General features: G+C 60.1%; 15 protein-coding genes. 11 read left to right on the top strand and 4 right to left on the bottom strand.

The window, feature by feature from the left end; genetic code table 11:
* The first annotated feature begins 125 nt into the window (after positions 1 to 125).
* The 6 genes from ACODRW_RS18620 (at position 126) to ACODRW_RS18595 (ending at position 6,537) form a co-directional block, all read left to right on the top strand.
* Positions 126 to 638 carry a MarR family winged helix-turn-helix transcriptional regulator gene (locus tag ACODRW_RS18620; RefSeq protein WP_253315260.1) on the top strand — a complete coding sequence of 171 codons (513 nt, stop codon included), beginning with the start codon at positions 126 to 128 and terminating at the stop codon, positions 636 to 638.
* Positions 639 to 742: 104 nt separating this feature from the next.
* Complete coding sequence (locus ACODRW_RS18615; protein WP_199225893.1) at positions 743 to 2,413, top strand: sensor histidine kinase; 1,671 nt, start codon at positions 743 to 745, stop codon at positions 2,411 to 2,413.
* A complete protein-coding gene (locus ACODRW_RS18610) occupies positions 2,407 to 3,135 on the top strand; it encodes a LytR/AlgR family response regulator transcription factor (RefSeq protein WP_488906415.1) in 729 nt (242 codons plus the stop codon). Before ACODRW_RS18615 ends, ACODRW_RS18610 begins: the two co-directional genes overlap by 7 nt.
* 396 nt (positions 3,136 to 3,531) lie before the next feature.
* Positions 3,532 to 4,746: an L-lactate MFS transporter gene (locus tag ACODRW_RS18605; protein ID WP_488906414.1), complete on the top strand. Its 1,215-nt coding sequence runs from the start codon at positions 3,532 to 3,534 to the stop codon at positions 4,744 to 4,746.
* Between the two features lie 381 nt (positions 4,747 to 5,127).
* On the top strand, positions 5,128 to 5,565 hold the full coding sequence (locus ACODRW_RS18600; RefSeq protein ID WP_488906413.1) for a phage virion morphogenesis protein: 438 nt from the start codon (positions 5,128 to 5,130) through the stop codon (positions 5,563 to 5,565).
* A 66-nt stretch (positions 5,566 to 5,631) separates the two neighbouring features.
* Positions 5,632 to 6,537, top strand: coding sequence for a hypothetical protein (locus ACODRW_RS18595; protein ID WP_488906412.1), 906 nt, complete (start codon positions 5,632 to 5,634; stop codon positions 6,535 to 6,537).
* Between the two features lie 125 nt (positions 6,538 to 6,662).
* Here ACODRW_RS18595 and ACODRW_RS18590 read toward each other — a convergent pair whose 3' ends face one another.
* The 3 genes from ACODRW_RS18590 to ACODRW_RS18580 form a co-directional block, all read right to left on the bottom strand.
* Positions 6,663 to 7,463, bottom strand: coding sequence for a hypothetical protein (locus ACODRW_RS18590; RefSeq protein WP_488906411.1), 801 nt, complete (start codon positions 7,461 to 7,463; stop codon positions 6,663 to 6,665).
* Positions 7,464 to 8,072: 609 nt separating this feature from the next.
* Complete coding sequence (locus ACODRW_RS18585; protein ID WP_488906410.1) at positions 8,073 to 8,699, bottom strand: hypothetical protein; 627 nt, start codon at positions 8,697 to 8,699, stop codon at positions 8,073 to 8,075.
* Positions 8,700 to 9,557: 858 nt separating this feature from the next.
* Positions 9,558 to 9,776, bottom strand: a complete 219-nt coding sequence (locus ACODRW_RS18580) for a hypothetical protein (protein WP_488906409.1) — start codon at positions 9,774 to 9,776, stop codon at positions 9,558 to 9,560.
* A gap of 144 nt (positions 9,777 to 9,920) precedes the next feature.
* Between ACODRW_RS18580 and ACODRW_RS18575 the strand changes: the two genes are divergently transcribed.
* Positions 9,921 to 10,442 (top strand): hypothetical protein, encoded by a 522-nt coding sequence (locus ACODRW_RS18575; protein WP_488906408.1) that lies wholly within the window; start codon positions 9,921 to 9,923, stop codon positions 10,440 to 10,442.
* Between the two features lie 145 nt (positions 10,443 to 10,587).
* On the opposite strand, the gene ACODRW_RS18570 is transcribed toward ACODRW_RS18575, so the two are convergent.
* A complete protein-coding gene (locus ACODRW_RS18570) occupies positions 10,588 to 11,037 on the bottom strand; it encodes a YaiI/YqxD family protein (protein WP_043593836.1) in 450 nt (149 codons plus the stop codon).
* A gap of 140 nt (positions 11,038 to 11,177) precedes the next feature.
* Here ACODRW_RS18570 and ACODRW_RS18565 point away from each other — a divergent pair, with 140 nt between their 5' ends.
* The 4 genes from ACODRW_RS18565 to ACODRW_RS18550 all read left to right on the top strand — a co-directional run bounded on the left by ACODRW_RS18565 (position 11,178) and on the right by ACODRW_RS18550 (position 15,283).
* Positions 11,178 to 12,347, top strand: a complete 1,170-nt coding sequence (locus ACODRW_RS18565; RefSeq protein ID WP_081547845.1) for an isovaleryl-CoA dehydrogenase — start codon at positions 11,178 to 11,180, stop codon at positions 12,345 to 12,347.
* Between the two features lie 183 nt (positions 12,348 to 12,530).
* Positions 12,531 to 12,794: a hypothetical protein gene (locus ACODRW_RS18560; protein ID WP_486636762.1), complete on the top strand. Its 264-nt coding sequence runs from the start codon at positions 12,531 to 12,533 to the stop codon at positions 12,792 to 12,794.
* Positions 12,795 to 12,802: 8 nt separating this feature from the next.
* Positions 12,803 to 14,401 (top strand): carboxyl transferase domain-containing protein, encoded by a 1,599-nt coding sequence (locus ACODRW_RS18555; RefSeq protein WP_166452547.1) that lies wholly within the window; start codon positions 12,803 to 12,805, stop codon positions 14,399 to 14,401.
* 18 nt (positions 14,402 to 14,419) lie between these two features.
* Positions 14,420 to 15,283 (top strand): enoyl-CoA hydratase/isomerase family protein, encoded by an 864-nt coding sequence (locus ACODRW_RS18550; RefSeq protein WP_488906407.1) that lies wholly within the window; start codon positions 14,420 to 14,422, stop codon positions 15,281 to 15,283.
* Positions 15,284 to 15,722 lie beyond the last annotated feature (439 nt).

The raw sequence follows: 15,722 nt of genomic DNA, 5'->3' as shown, positions 1-15,722 counted from the left end.
CGCGCAGACATGGGCATTCCTTTCGCAATCGCTTATAATCGCATCGAAAACTGACTTGAATTCAAGATAACATTGCCTTGAATTCAAGACAAATAAAATCTTGAATTCAAGATAAAGGAATGCGCATGACGCAACAGAACGCCGGCGACGCCGTGGACGCCATCCTGGCGCAATGGCACCGGGAACGGCCGGACCTGGACGTGGCGCCGATGGGCCTGATCGGCCGGCTGCGCCGCTGCTCCATGCTGCTGCAGCACAGGCTGGACGCCACTTTCGAGCAATTCGGGCTCAGCGGCTGGGAGTTCGACGTGCTGGCCACGCTCAGACGCGCCGGCGCGCCGCACAGCCTGGCGCCCACCGCGCTGTTCTCCTCGCTGATGATCAGCTCCGGCACCATGACCCACCGGCTGAAAGTGCTGGAAAGCAAGGGCTGGATCGAACGCGCCGCCTGCGCCGAGGACGCGCGCAGCACCCTGGTGCGCTTGACCGAGAGCGGGCTGGAACTGATAGACCGCGCCGTCACCGCCCACGTGGCCAATGAGCACGCCATCCTGTCCGGCCTCAACCAGCGCAGCCAGGACGCGCTGGACCGCAAGCTGGCGGAGTTGCTGGCGGCCTTGGAGCCTCCTGCGGCATGACGCCCGCCTAATCTGCGCCCGCCTGCGGCCAAAGCGCGCCGCATGGCTTAAAATCAGGGCTTGAGGCCGGCCCCAGCGGGCGCGGCCGCCCCACTCCCGACGCCATGATAGAAAACCAAGCCATGCTGCTGGCGGTGTTCGAACGGGCGGCGCTGATGTTGATGGCGCTGTTCTTCCTCACCCGCACCCGCCCGTTTCAACACCTGCTGCGCAAACAGGACCACAGCCCGGCCGAACTGGCGGCGGTGTCGCTGCTGTTCTGCCTGTTCGCCGTATTCAGCACCTATACCGGCATTCCGGTGGACGGCTCCCTGGTCAATGTGCGCATCATCGCCATCCTGTCCGGCGGCATCCTGTTCGGCCCCTGGGTGGGGATACCGGCCGGCATCGTCTCCGGCCTGCACCGCTACCTGATCGACATCAACGGCTACACCTCGCTGCCCTGCCTGATCTCCAGCGTCTGCGCCGGCCTGCTGGCCACCTGGATACACTGCCGCGCCGACCGGGGGCGGCTGTGGCTGTACGGCATCCTGGCCGGCATGCTGTGCGAAGGGCTGACCATGGGCCTGATCCTGCTCTTGACCGAGCCGGCGGTGGGCGTGCCCATCGTCAGCCACATCGCCTTCCCGATGATTGTCGGCACCGTCTGCGTCGGCCTGATCATCAAGCTGGTGCAAGACCTGAACGACGAAAAAGAACTGCTGGCCGCGCGCCAGGCCAAGCTGGCGCTGACCATCGCCAACCGCACCCTGCCCTATTTCCAGAACCTGGACCGCGACGCCATGGTCCAGGTCTGCACCGTGATCCGGGACCAGCTGGACGCCGACGCGGTGGCCATCACCAATACCTCGGACGTGCTGGCCTATGTCGGCCTGGGCAAGGACTACTACGAGATGGACGAGCACTCCGCCATCGGCGCCATCACCCGCCAGGCCATCGCCGGCGACCAGATCATCATCGAGAACAATCTGCAGCAATACCACCTGGCGGACTTCCACTCCGTCATCATCATCCCGCTGCGCGAAAAGGCCGGCGTCAGCGGCACCCTGAAAATCTTCTACCGCAAGAGCCACGGCATCAGCACGCCGCTGCGCGAAGTGGCGGTGGGCCTGTCCCAGCTGATCTCCACCCAGATGGAAGTGTCGCGGGTCAAACAGCTGGAAGAAATGGCGCGCAAGGCGGAATTCAGCGCGCTGCAAAGCAAGATCAACCCGCACTTCCTGTTCAACGCCCTGAACGCCATCTCCTCGCTGATCCGCATCCAGCCGCAGCAGGCGCGCCAGTTGATCGCCAACCTGGCGGACTACTTGCGCTACAACCTGTCGCTGGGCGACCGGCTGATCGACATCCAGGAAGAACTACAGCAAGTGCGCGACTACGTGGCGATAGAACAGGCGCGCTTCGGCGCCAAGCTGACGGTGGACTTCGACATCGACGACGTACACGTGCGCATCCCCAGCCTGCTGTTGCAGCCGCTGGTGGAAAACGCCATCCTGCACGGCATCCAGCCGCGCAAGGAGCCGGGACGGGTCAGCATCGCGGTCAAGCGCGACGGCGCCAAGGTCCACGTCTGCGTGCGCGACACCGGCTACGGCGTCAGCCAGGAAGTGCTGGACGGCGTGGCCGCCGGCACGCTGTCCAGCCGCAGCATCGGCCTGAGCAACGTCAACCAGCGGCTCAAGCTGCTATACGGCGAGGGCTTGCGGCTGACCCGGCTGGAGCCCGGCACCGCCGTTTGTTTCGACCTGCCCGCCGCCGAGGAGCCGACATGCTGAAAGCCCTGATCGTGGAAGACGAATACCTGGCGCGCGAAGAGCTGGCCTATTTGATCCGCGAGCACAGCCGCATCGACATCGTCGCCAGCGTGGAAGACGGGCTGGAAGCGTTCAAATTCCTGCAGGAACAAGAGGTGGACGTGGTGTTCCTGGACATCAACATCCCATCCATTGACGGCCTGCTGCTGGCCAAGAACCTGCACAAATCGTCGCGGCCGCCGCGCATCGTCTTCGTCACCGCCTACAAGGAGTTCGCGGTGGAAGCGTTTGAGGTGGAGGCCTTCGACTACATCCTGAAACCCTACAACGAGGCCCGCATCATCAATCTGCTGGCCAAGCTGGAAGCGCAGACGCCGCCGGCCGCCGCCGCGCCGGCCGAAGCCCCGGCCGCCAGCCGCACCGTCAACCTGGTCAAGGGCGACAGCATCATCGTCACCCCCTGCGAGCAGATCTACTACGCCGAGGCCGACGAGAAAGTCACCCTGGTCTACACCGCGCACGACCGCTACGTGATGTCGATGAGCATCAGCGAATTCGTCGCCCGCCTGCCGGCCGACAGCTTCTTCCGCTGCCACCGCTCCTACTGCGTCAACATCCACAAAATCCGCGAAATCGCGCCCTGGCTCAACAGCACCTACATCATCAAGCTGTACGACCTGAAAGCCGAGATTCCGGTCAGCCGCAGCAATATCAAGGCCTTCCGGCAGTTGATGCATCTTTGAGCGTTGGTCGCCCGCGCGGCGCATCAAACCGGCTGCCAGCCGGCTCCTGAATAAGAACCTGTTCATAATCTGCTGCGCTGCGGCGATACGGCGTTGAAACCGGCTTCGAAATGCTCATGTACCCTATGTACACTCCGCTTTCTCAGCCGTTTTCGCCTTGTCTCGCTCTGGCTCGCGAGATTTTGAACAGGCTCTAAGGCCAGACATTCCATTGGCAAGCCGGCTTGGCAATGGAAATGCCATCCACTCATTCGAGCCATTTTCAGGGCCTGCAACTGGTTCGCCGCCGTCTGCACTTCATTCCGCGCCGCCTGCATCTCATGCCGCCGCCGCGCCCCCTACATAAGCACAGGCTTATAGTCACACCAACAGTAATGACTTTAAGCGAGCAGCGCCATGAACGCCTCAAACTCCATCCGCTACCGTACCCTGGCCGGCACCGTCCTCACCCAATTCGCTTTGGGCTCCGTCTACACCTGGAGCCTGTTCAACGCCCAACTCTCCGCCAAGCTGTCCGAGCCGGTCAGCCAGGTGGCTTTCGCCTTCGGCCTGCTCAGCCTGGCGCTGGCGGTGGCCTCCTCGCTGGCCGGCAAACTGCAAGAACGCTTCGGCGTGCAGCGCGTCACCCTGGGCGCCGGCCTGATGCTGGGCCTGGGCTTCTTCCTCACCGCCCAAGCCAATAATCTGGTCATGCTCTATCTGTGCGCCGGCGTGCTGGTGGGCCTGGCCGACGGCGCCGGCTACCTGCTGACGCTGTCCAACTGCGTCAAATGGTTTCCGGAGCGTAAGGGCCTGGTATCCGCCTGCGCCATCGGCGCTTACGGCCTGGGCAGCCTGGGCTTCAAATACATCAATCTGGCGCTGCTAGCCCGCTTCAGCCTGGAAACCACCTTTGAGCTGTGGGGCCTGATCGCCATGGCCATGGTGGTGGCCGGCAGCCTGCTGATGCGCGACGCGCCGCAGCAGCAAGCCGCCGCGCAGCAGAACGCCAGCCATGACTACACCCTGGCCGAGGCGATGCGCCAACCGCAGTACTGGATGCTGGCGCTGATGTTCCTGACCGTGTGCATGAGCGGCCTGTACGTGATCGGCGTGGCCAAGGACATCGGCGAAAGCTATGTGCACCTGCCGGCGCTGACCGCCGCCAACGCCGTGGCGGTGATCGCGGTGGCCAATCTGTCCGGCCGCCTGGTGCTGGGCATTCTCTCCGACAAGATGCCGCGCATCCGGGTGATCACCATCGCCCAAGTCTCCGCGCTGGCCGGCATGCTGACCCTGCTGTTCGTGCCCCTGAACGCCACCCTGTTCTTCCTGGCCATCGCCTGCGTCGCCTTCAGCTTCGGCGGCACCATCACCGTCTACCCCTCGCTGGTCAGCGATTTCTTCGGCCTCAACAACCTGACCAAGAACTACGGCGTGATCTATCTGGGCTTCGGCATCGGCAGCATCGTCGGCTCCATCGTCGCTTCGCTGTTCGGCGGCTTCCTGGCCACCTTCCATCTGATCCTGGCGCTGTTGATCGTCGCGCTGCTGTTCTCGCTGACCATACGTCAGCCGGGCAGCAGCAAGGAAGCGGAGTTCGAAGCCGAGCCGCACCTGGGCAAGGCCTGATTCCCGCGCCACTCGCCGCAACGCCCCCGTTTTGGGGGCGTTGTTGTTTGATTGAATCCGCTGCGCGGATGATGATTTTCATTGCCGGGGCTGCCCGGCGGGCAGGAAGGGGAATTTGCTCGACCAAATTCCCCTTCACCCCAAAGGCCGCCCTGCAAGCCTGGCCTGCGGCTTCCCGCCGGTTCCCGTCAGGCCCGAGGCGCGGCTGAACTCTCTACGTGCGAATCTTCGATTCGCTCAGTGATGGCGCGCTAACGTCGCGGTGCTCGAACAAGCAGCCGCTTAAAACCTCGAGCCTGCCACCCGTCGGCAGGCTTGAAGGGACTGGAGCACATCGGATACGTAGTGTGCTTCGCATCCAGCCCTACCACACAGTCCGTGTTGAATATAAATTCGTCATTCACAAAGTCAAAGCGAAGTCCGGGGTACTGGTCCGCGGCGGCCTGGCAGCCCAATGCCCCGGCGACGCTGGCCGCTTATCTGCGCAGCCGTGGCGGCCGCAAGAACTACAAAAAGGACGGCACACTGAGCAAGGTCGGCGAGCGCCGCCTAGGCGCAAAACGCATTCTGCAGGTTGACGGCAATCTGCGCCGCGCCGCATTCAGCGATGCCGCCAGCGCGGAAGAGCTGCGCTTCGGGCCATGGGGCAACAGACTGGATGCATACGCGGCTATCCAGCACCTAGGCAGTAGGGCCGGCCGCGGCCTCCGCGCCTATCTACCTGCACGCCCCTACCTCCCAGTGGGTGAAGATGGAAAACTGGTGGTGCGGGCTGAATCTAAGTTAATTAGCATCATTAGTGACTACGTCTATCAGTAAGGTGATTAGTGGGTTGCGGTACTCCTTTGATAAAATTGCAAAACCAGTCGATCAGGAGGCTAGAAAGTGGAAGACACTCAACAGGTTTTGCTATTCATGTCTGCGAAAGAGTTTGAAGAACGTCCCGGATTTCAGTACCGACTGACTGTAGGTAAAAATGAACTAGAAAGAATAGTCGGCAAGTATGATTTTGATGAATTAAGAGCATTAAGATGTGGTTTAAATAGCTGCAACAAAATTCACTGGCACGGCTTTGTGATCAGGACGAGGTCCGGCATGGAGACCATTTGCGGGAAGGACTGTGGGGAGCGCGAGTTTCAGACTAGCTGGAAATCAGTTCTTGCTGAATATAACCGCCTTGATGCGGATCGACAAACTCGAGAGTGGTTGACTAACTTCTTACACAAAAGAAGCGAGCGTATAGAAAAGGCCAATCAACTGATTGTTCAGTTGCAAGAACGCACAACGAAAATAGAAAAATTTATTTCCTTAGTTCGTACAAATCCAAAATTTAGATATGACTTCTATGAGCTTGTTATGCGAGAGGGAGAAATAAAGCATCAAAAGCATTTTTCTGAAGATGAACGTGAGCTGATGTCAGAGGGCCAAAGCAAAAAAAGCATTCTTGTCAAAATTGCCCAAGTTGATGGCACTCATGTCTTTAAGTTAGACCCTCAGAGAAATAATCGATATATAACTGAACGTTGCATTGCTGAGCTACGCTTCAAAGTTGTAGATGTTTTAAAAGAGGTGGGGGAAATATCTATCGCGCAGATAGATAGAAAAGCACGTACAACTTTGGAAAGCAAACTAAAGGGGATTGATTTTATCCTAGACAATGCAAGTGATATTTGCAATGCAGGGTTTGAATTCTTTAAGAGAGACAACATTAATAAGCTATCGTTATTGATGCCTGAGCACCCTAGTGATGCTGCTTACATTGTACGGAAGCTAATGAAGTTTACAGACTGAGGCCCTTACATTGAGGGCCTGGCAGGGCCGAGAAGACTCAGGGATGGGGCCGAGCCCATCCACATGCCGATCAGCCCTTCTAGCCCCGTTAACTCACGTTAAATTTGCACTTCAGAGGCGGGGCACTACAGTTTTGCACGGCTCATCAGAAATTCGTACCCCATTCCATTGAGCAAGCATAAGGCCAATGCCCCTAGAAGGATGATCAGGAACACGACGCCACCTGTTGAGAAGAAGTGCGTAGCCCTAAAAACCCACAGCCAGAAAGCCTGTAGTTGCCCCTGATAGCGAACTTGGAGCAAAGCCATGTTATGAAGCAAGTTTACAATTGTCAGAATGGTATAGACGGCACTGGCCAACACACCAAGCAGTTGACTCAAAATCCAGTTTCTATGCGGCTCATCCAATGCGGAGAAGTAAAACTTTACAACCCCTGACTGTTCGGCAACTTCTTTTGCTCCAGGGACAATGCCACGCTGAGCATAACCCCACAACACCCACGAGAACAAAATAAAAATCAGAGGCAGAATAACTCTGGCAATCCACTCTGCGCCAGATATTCTGCTTTGTAAAATCAATGCAAAAACAAAAGCCACACCTAGCGAAAGCGTAAACAACGTTGCCTTGAATGCAGAGTCAATTATGAGTGCAGCGTGTACCGCATAGAAGTAAGTTGAAAACAATAGAGCAGCGGCCAAGGCTATCAAGACAGCAGCAGGATCATCAGAGTTGTTTCTTGTTGGATTGTTGTTTGTGATGTGCTTCTGAACAATCAGAATGACGTCTCTTGGACGGTTGGCATTGCTTAACTGGCTGCCTTGAGTAAGAAAAGTCAGCAGTAGCCCCATGATGGCACCAATTAAAGGCGACAAGAAAAGCCCTTGGACGGTACTATCTTTAAACCAACTTACAGCAGTTTCAAACATTTTATATTCCTATTATTATAAGAATACAAAATCTACCACATTCCAAATGTCATTTTCCAGCAAGTAATGCCATTGTTTGCTGGAACGACTTGATTCAGCTTCACGTAGTAAGTCTCTTACCGAGCCCCTTCCTCAATTTTCCCCCACAGCTGCCGCACCACCATGCGACCCATGATCTCTCCAAAGCTCTCCCGTGTGATGAATACCGCCGCCGTGATCAGGTGGTCACCTAGGCGGATGGCTTTCCTGCAGGCAAGTAAACCCGATATCTTAGATTGTGTACGCTAAAAGATGCTGACTTTTGGTCCAATAAAAACGCCCACTATCGCAATTAGTGGGCACAGGATGGGCTATCGCAGGCAGGGGGAGCAAGCAAGGCCAGCATTGGCGTGGCCAATTTTCAGACCCCCTCAGGCTAAGTGCCAAAGGCCCCTGCCGGGGCCTTTGGCACTCTCGGATCGGTCATCGTCGCCAGGCCCAGCCAGCGACTACAAGACATGTAGCCAGCAAAACCGCGACCAGGCCGCCGACCGGATGCGTGTGCAGAGTAACAATCAAGCGGCCGAACGCATCCATAATTGAGATAATTTGCTTCATATCCATGCCTTTTTACAGACCGCTGTCTTCGAAATCCGTTGCCCGGATCTCCTGGGCACGCTGGAAGAGCGCTGTCCACGCACCTTCCTGCACCCAGCCCTTGTCCCGAAGCGCCTTCGCCGCATGGTACGGGTTGAGCAGCAGCACGAACTGGCAGGGGCCGGCTTGGCCGGCCTTATAGTCGATAAAGCCCAGCTCTTTGAGCACGCGCAGGTGCTCGCGCCAGGTGGAGACATTCCGCTCGCCGGTATAGCCCGCTTCCATCGCCGCCGCGGCTTCGACCTCAATCTTGACCAAGCCTTCATCAAACACGCGGCACCACAACACCAAGTAAGCCTTGCCCGCCGGTACCGATTTGCCTTTTGTGACCTGCTTCGATACATCGGCGATCAATTCCATGAAAAGCGGCATGGTCCGGGGGATGGTTGTGAACCCGTCACGGTTGGCGCGAAGCCACAAGTGATCGTCGGCTATGTGTGGCCACAGTTCCTTACGCATGGCCAGCGTCGCCTTCTGAGCCCTCGAGAGACGCGTCTTTGCGGCTTTCTCCGAGAGTATCGGCGTGACCGCTTTGGTAGCGGTTTTTGCCGTATCCACCATTGGCACCGGGTTAGTAATGAAGGGGGCGAACTTGACCATTTTTCCTCTCTTTCGGTGTATTCGTTTGCTCTGCAGGATTGCAGTGCCGTCGGAGTGAACTTTAAATAAAAACCATTGAATATCAAAGGCTTGCGTTTATTCAACCTGAAAACAACTTGCTGTCGGAACTTCGCGAAAATTTCTCAGTTACGGCACAAACATTCAACTGAGATTATGAGTTGTAAATTATGCCGTAGCAAGCATTCATAAAAGCTAGTATCCACGAGGTTTTCCTAAAAAATATTGGTGCTCACGGTGCTCCTGTGCTCCACGTGCTCAGCGTGCTCACGGTGCTCCTGGGTATTGGCAAAGGGGACTAGGCCCCTGGGGTGGCCGACATTTTTTTCGTTAAGGCCCACATAGCCTGGTCCTGGATGACACCGCCGGGACTCAACCGGGCGAATCCAAAGGCAGCGCCACGGCAGAGGTCTCACTGGCCTCATGGGTGCCGCAGCGGCCGCGGTTCTATTGGGGGTGATTTAGGCCGATTTGCAGGGGGAACTGCACCAGTTGGCCAGATGCATCGACGCAAAAGCCGGCGCAAACTGATGCAAAAGAGGCTGCAGCGTTACATTGAAAACCACTGACAGCCTCTTGTAGACCTCGAAGACTTGACGCCCTTCAAATGGCCACCGCGCTGCTACACAAACAGCGCCGAGATTAGCCTCCCATTGTACTTTCAGCGGACACACCGCGTTTTGCAGCTTTTTCGTGTCCGACTTGTTATGGTGTTGCCTGAATCTGGGCGGGCCGTGGCAAGTGGCGCCCTCGCGGGCGCGCCGGCTTTCGCAGTAGCTCACCGGTAGACTAACTCTTGTCATGTGCCCGCCCTGCCGCCTTACGGCATGGCCCTTCTGCTCAAGAGCTTACAAAAGGTAGAGCTTGCCCATTCGGCATTAGGCTGCGCAGAGCTTGATTTCGGCGGTGATTTTCTTTGCAGGGCTTCGTCGGCTTGACGCCCTCCCGCTCCTCCCCAACAATAGCCCCCGCGCCGCAGCAATCGCGGCGCTCGGGATTAGCCTCCTGAATTGAAATGTCGTCGCGGATGCGCTGTTTCCACAGCGTATCCGCTGCCATTGCTTTGCCTATTCGGGCGGGCCATGGCAAGTGGCGCCCTCGCGGGCGCGCCGGCTTTGTACGACATATCACCGGTAGGCTAACTCTTGTCATGTGCCCGCCCTGCCGCCTTGCGGCTGGGCCCTTCTGCTCAGGAGGTTGCAAATGGTAAAGCTTGTCCGTCCGGTGCTAGGCATCGAACTCACTTCGTCCGCTACTGAAACTCAAGACGTCCATCAGGACGCCTCTCCACTCCCGCCGCTAGGGCCACGCTCCCGTTACCGCTTTGCCGGTCCCCACGCCAAAGACCTCAGCCTGCCCTTCATCCGCCGCATCAAAGGCCGTACCTATCCGCATTACTGGCAGCCGGCCGAGGCCAAGGATGAGTTCGAAGCCTGCGCCTTGGGTCGCCAGTACGCCGCCCATCTGGCGCAGTTGCTGAAGCTCAACCGCCAGCATTCCGGGCGCGGACTGCTGTTCCGCATCACTAACGACATGGATTTCAGCGAGCGCGGCCACCGCCGCAGCATGTGCAAAAGCTTCTTCAACTATCTGGAGATACTGCTGAACTTGGGAGTGCAACAGGTCGACCTGCCGAAGCATGTGGAGGCGATGCAACGCTTCCATCTCAGCCTGGACGAATTGAACACCTTGCAGCGGAAGCCGCGTAGAAAGAAGAAAGGCTAAAACCTATTGGCGCTGGAAACGGGAGCGGCTGGTGGGTATCGCCTACGGCTCCTCCCACCCTACGCGCAGTGGCTCGTCATGGGTAGGGTGGGTGGAGCGCAGCGATACCCACGCGGCTCCCCTCTCCTCCATAACCGCTACAACCTCAGCCCCGCCGCTTCGCCAGCCAGATATCCAACTGCCGGGCAAAAGCCTGGCGGTCCGCCTGACTCAAGGGCGGCGGGCCTTCGGTCTGCACGCCGCTGGCGCGCAGCGTGTCCATGAAATCCCGCATCGTCAGCTGCGCGGCGATGGTGTCCGGCGAATACACATCGCCGCGCCAGTTCAGCGCCTGCGCGCCCTTGCCCAAGGCCTCGGACGCCAAGGGGATGTCGCCGGTGATCAAGAGATCGTTCGCCGCGATGCGGCGGACAATCTCGTTGTCGGCCACGTCAAAACCCTTGGGAACCTGCAAGGCGCGGATGTTGGGCGCTTTCGGCACCGTCAATAGCTGATTGGCGACGAACACCAGCTCCACACCGGTGCGCTGCGCCGCCCGGCACAATGTTTCGCGGATCACCTTGGGACAGGCGTCCGCGTCCACCCATATCGTCATGTCTGTTCTCTGCATGCAAACCCGGCCATGATAACGGTTTCGCGCCGGTTTCCGTCGTTGCCATGTTGACGCTTACGTAAACGTAAGTAATGATAGAGCATATCACGCGAATCACGCGCGCCCATCAGAGGAGAGAAACCATGTACAGCAGCCTGCGCTTCGCCTTTGGCGACACCTACGATATGTTGCGCGAAACCGCGCGCGACTTCGCCCAAAGCGAAATCGCCCCGCGCGCCGCCGACATCGACCGCGACAATCTGTTCCCGGCCGATCTGTGGCGCAAGTTCGGCGATCTGGGCCTGCTGGGCATGACGGTGGACGAGCAGTACGGCGGCACCCAGATGGGCTATCTGGCGCATATGATCGCGATGGAGGAAATCAGCCGCGCCTCCGCCTCGGTGGGCCTGTCCTACGGCGCGCACTCCAATCTCTGCGTCAACCAGATCCACAAGAACGGCAACGACGAGCAAAAACGCCGGCTGCTGCCCAAGCTGGTGTCCGGCGAGCATGTCGGCGCGCTGGCGATGTCCGAGCCCAACGCCGGCTCCGACGTGGTCAGCATGAAGCTGAAGGCGGACAAGGCCGACGGCGGCTACCTGCTCAACGGCAGCAAGATGTGGATCACCAACGGCGGCGACGCGGACGTGATGGTGGTTTACGCCAAGACCGACGTCAGCGCCGGCGCCAAGGGCATCACCGCCTTCATCGTGGAGCGCGGCTTCGCCGGCTTCAGCCACGGCAGCAAGCTGGACAAGCTGGGCATGCGCGGCTCCAACACCTACCCCATGTTCTTCGACAACTGTTTCGTGCCGGACGCCAATGTGCTGGGCGGCGAAGGCAACGGCGTCAAGGTGCTGATGAGCGGCCTGGACTACGAGCGCGCGGTGCTGGCCGCCGGCCCGCTGGGCATCATGCAGGCCTGCATGGACATCACGGTGCCTTACCTGAACGACCGCAAGCAGTTTGGCCAGGCCATCGGCGATTTCCAGCTGATGCAGGGCAAGCTGGCGGACATGTACGTCAAGCTGTCCGCCAGCCGAGCCTATGTCTACGCGGTGGGCCAGGCGCTGGACCGCGGCGAAACCGGCCGCCAGACCCGCAAGGACGCCGCCGGCGCCATCCTGTACGCGGCGGAGGGCGCCACCCAGATGGCGCTGGACGCCATCCAGTGCCTGGGCGGCAACGGCTACATCAATGAATACGCGACTGGCCGCCTGCTGCGCGACGCCAAGCTGTACGAGATCGGCGCCGGCACCAGCGAGATTCGCCGCTGGCTGATAGGCCGCGAACTGATGGCGGAAACCCGGTAATCGCGGCGGATACAGTGCCTGATGCCGCGTTGCGCCGCCTGGCCGGACCGTATGTGCTATCTGCGGCGGCGCGCCTGGTCTCGGGCGATGTATCCAGCCATGCCGCCATACGCTTCCGCTTGGCCAGGACTGACCTCATCTGCGGCCGAGCTCAGTTGCCTGTAGAAACATGGAATTGACCAAATGAAGCAAGTACATACAGCGCCTTTTGATATTCAAGCACTGGCCGATGAGGTTGAGCGCGACGGCTTGGCCATCCTGTCTTCAGGCACCAGCTTTCAACGGCAAACCGGCAAGCAAGTCATTGCGGCATTGGAAGATCGTTCCATCCAAGCCCTGTCCACCGAATCAGGCGCCCCAAACTTTCTTCACTGCATTTTTGACATTGAAGAATTCACATCGCTAGAAGCTGCTGCTATTGGTCAATCCTTGGATAAAGAAGAATAGAGATAGCCATGCCCATCCTCGAATCCAAACTCTCGCCGCGCGCGGCGGATTTCCAGGCCAACGCCGACAAAATGCGCGCGCTGGTGGCCGACCTGCGCGACAAGGTGGCCAAGGCCGCACTGGGTGGCGGCGACAAGGCGCGCGCCAAGCACGCCGCCCGCGGCAAGCTGCTGCCGCGCGAGCGCATTGATCTGCTGCTGGACCCCGGCGCGCCCTTTCTGGAGCTGTCCCAGCTGGCCGCCTTCGGCATGTACGACGACGACGCGCCCGGCGCCGGCCTGATCAGCGGCATCGGCCGCATCGCCGGCGTGGATTGCCTGATCATCGCCAACGACGCCACGGTCAAGGGCGGCACTTATTACCCGATGACGGTGAAGAAGCATCTGCGGGCTCAGGAGATTGCGCGCGACAACCGTCTTCCCTGCGTGTATCTAGTCGATTCCGGCGGCGCCTTCCTGCCCTTGCAGGACGAGGTGTTCCCGGACCGCGAGCACTTCGGCCGCATCTTCTACAACCAGGCCAATCTGTCCGCCGCCGGCATTCCGCAGATCGCGGTGGTGATGGGCAGTTGCACCGCCGGCGGCGCGTATGTGCCGGCGATGTCGGACGAAACCGTCATCGTCAAGGAACAAGGCACCATCTTCCTGGGCGGCCCGCCGCTGGTGAAAGCGGCCACCGGCGAGGTGGTAACGGCGGAGGAGCTGGGCGGCGGCGATGTGCACGCCCGCGTGTCCGGCGTGGCCGACCACCTGGCGCAGAACGACGCCCACGCGCTGTCCATCGCCCGCCGCATCGTGTCCGGCCTCAACTGGCGCAAGCAGGGCGAGCTGGACCGCGCCGAGCCGCGCCCGCCGCGCTACGCGGCCGAGGAAATCTACGGCGTAATCCCGGCGGACCCGAAAAAACCCTTCGACGTGCGCGAGATCATCGCCCGGCTGGTGGATGATTCCGAGTTCGACGAGTTCAAACAGAACTACGGCGCCACCCTGGTCACCGGCTTCGCCCGGCTGAACGGCTACCGCGTCGGCGTCATCGCCAACAACGGCATCCTGTTCTCCGAGTCCGCGCTCAAGGGCGCGCACTTCGTCGAGCTGTGCTGCCAGCGCGGCATTCCGCTGCTGTTCCTGCAAAATATCACCGGCTTCATGGTGGGCAAGAAATACGAGAACGGCGGCATCGCCAAGGACGGCGCCAAGCTGGTCACCGCCGTGGCCTGCGCCCGCGTGCCCAAGTTCACCGTGCTGATAGGCGGCAGCTTCGGCGCCGGCAACTACGGCATGTGCGGCCGCGCTTATTCGCCGCGCTTCCTGTGGATGTGGCCGAATAGCCGCATCTCGGTGATGGGCGGCGAGCAGGCGGCCGGCGTGCTGGCCCAGGTGAAGAAGGAACAGCTGGGCGACGCCTTCGGCGCCGAGCAGGAAGAAGCGCTGAAAGCGCCGGTGCGCGAGCAGTACGAACGCCAGGGCCACCCCTATTACGCCAGCGCGCGCTTGTGGGACGATGGGGTGATAGACCCGGCGCAAACCCGCGAGGTGCTGAGCCTGGCGCTGGAAGCGGCCTTGTCCGCGCCAGTGGAAAGCACCCGCTTCGGCGTGTTCCGGATGTGACGGCGAAAGGCGATACCGATGAGCTACACCACGCTTGAAATCGAACACAGCGGCAAGACCGCGACGATCTGGATGAACCGGCCGGACGTTCACAATGCGATGAACGAAACGCTGATCGCCGAGCTGACCGCCGCCTTCACCCATTTGCAGTTGCAGGCGGACTGCCGCGCCATCGTGCTGGCCGGCCGCGGCAAGAGCTTTTCCGCCGGCGCGGATCTGGACTGGATGCGCCGCGCCGCCGGCTACGGCGAGGAGCAGAACCTGGCCGACGCGCAGCGGCTGGCGGCCATGCTCAAAAGCATCTACCGCAGCAAGAAGCCGGTGATCGCCCGCATCCACGGCGCGGCGCTGGCCGGCGGTACCGGCCTGGCGGCGGTCTGCGATGTGGCCATCGCCACCGAGGCCGCCAAGTTCGGCCTGACCGAGGTGAGGCTGGGCCTGGTGCCGGCCACCATCGGCCCCTATGTGGCCGACGCGATAGGCTGGCGTCAGGCGCGGCGTTATTTCCTGTCCGCCGAGCGCATCGACGCCGCCGCCGCGCTGCGCATCGGCCTGGTGCACGAGCTGGTGCCGGCCGAGGCGCTGGACGCGCGCGTGGCCGACATCGCCGAGGCGATGGCTCAGGGCGCGCCGCAGGCGCTGTCCTCGGCCAAGGACTTGCTGGCCATGCTGCGCGAGGGCTCGCCCTGGGACGATCAATTGCTGGAGGACACCGCCGGCCAGATCGCCAGCGTGCGCGCCGGCGCCGAGGCGCGCGAGGGCCTGGCCGCCTTCTTCGAAAAACGCGCGCCGAACTGGCTGGAAGCAGGCCTGGACGCCCCCTCTCCCCAACCCCTCTCCCACAAGGGGAGAGGGGCTTTGGGTGGCGACGTCGACAAGTGACTTTGACCGAACGAGATTCGGCTATTGAAACCGCAACAACGCTTGATCTCCCCCCTCACGGGAAAGGGGCTTTGGGTGGCGGCGTCGACAAATAACTTTGACCAAACGAGATTCGGCGGTTGAAACGGCAACAACGCTTGATCACTCCTCTCCCCACTTCGCGGGAGAGAGGCTTTGGGTGGCGACATCGACAAGTGACTTTGACCAAAACAAGATTCGACTGTTGAAACGGCAACAACGCTCGATCACTCCCCTCTCCCCTCGCGGGAGAGGGGCTTTGGGTGGCGACGTCGACAAGTGACTTTGACCAAACGAGATTCGGCGGTTGAAACGGCAACAACGCTTGATCTCTCCCCCTCACGGGAAAGGGACTTTGGGTGGCGGCGTCGACAAGTGACTTTGACCAAACGAGATTCGGCGGTTGAAACGGCAACAACGC

It is taken from the genome of Chromobacterium sp. FG89, assembly GCF_057808735.1.
Note: the sequence above shows the minus strand (reverse complement) of the source record. Positions and strands in the feature narration are given on the sequence as shown.

Bases quoted from the DNA above. Each gene is read 5' to 3' on its own strand.
- ACODRW_RS18570 (WP_043593836.1), bottom strand. From the start codon at position 11,037: ATGACGATATGGGTGGACGCGGACGCCTGTCCCAAGGTGATCCGCGAA.
- ACODRW_RS18580 (WP_488906409.1), bottom strand. From the start codon at position 9,776: ATGGCAGCGGATACGCTGTGGAAACAGCGCATCCGCGACGACATTTCA.
- ACODRW_RS18610 (WP_488906415.1), top strand. From the start codon at position 2,407: ATGCTGAAAGCCCTGATCGTGGAAGACGAATACCTGGCGCGCGAAGAG.
- ACODRW_RS18550 (WP_488906407.1), top strand. From the start codon at position 14,420: ATGAGCTACACCACGCTTGAAATCGAACACAGCGGCAAGACCGCGACG.
- ACODRW_RS18560 (WP_486636762.1), top strand. From the start codon at position 12,531: ATGAAGCAAGTACATACAGCGCCTTTTGATATTCAAGCACTGGCCGAT.
- ACODRW_RS18620 (WP_253315260.1), top strand. From the start codon at position 126: ATGACGCAACAGAACGCCGGCGACGCCGTGGACGCCATCCTGGCGCAA.
- ACODRW_RS18555 (WP_166452547.1), top strand. From the start codon at position 12,803: ATGCCCATCCTCGAATCCAAACTCTCGCCGCGCGCGGCGGATTTCCAG.
- ACODRW_RS18615 (WP_199225893.1), top strand. From the start codon at position 743: ATGATAGAAAACCAAGCCATGCTGCTGGCGGTGTTCGAACGGGCGGCG.
- ACODRW_RS18605 (WP_488906414.1), top strand. From the start codon at position 3,532: ATGAACGCCTCAAACTCCATCCGCTACCGTACCCTGGCCGGCACCGTC.
- ACODRW_RS18585 (WP_488906410.1), bottom strand. From the start codon at position 8,699: ATGGTCAAGTTCGCCCCCTTCATTACTAACCCGGTGCCAATGGTGGAT.
- ACODRW_RS18590 (WP_488906411.1), bottom strand. From the start codon at position 7,463: ATGTTTGAAACTGCTGTAAGTTGGTTTAAAGATAGTACCGTCCAAGGG.
- ACODRW_RS18565 (WP_081547845.1), top strand. From the start codon at position 11,178: ATGTACAGCAGCCTGCGCTTCGCCTTTGGCGACACCTACGATATGTTG.
- ACODRW_RS18575 (WP_488906408.1), top strand. From the start codon at position 9,921: ATGGTAAAGCTTGTCCGTCCGGTGCTAGGCATCGAACTCACTTCGTCC.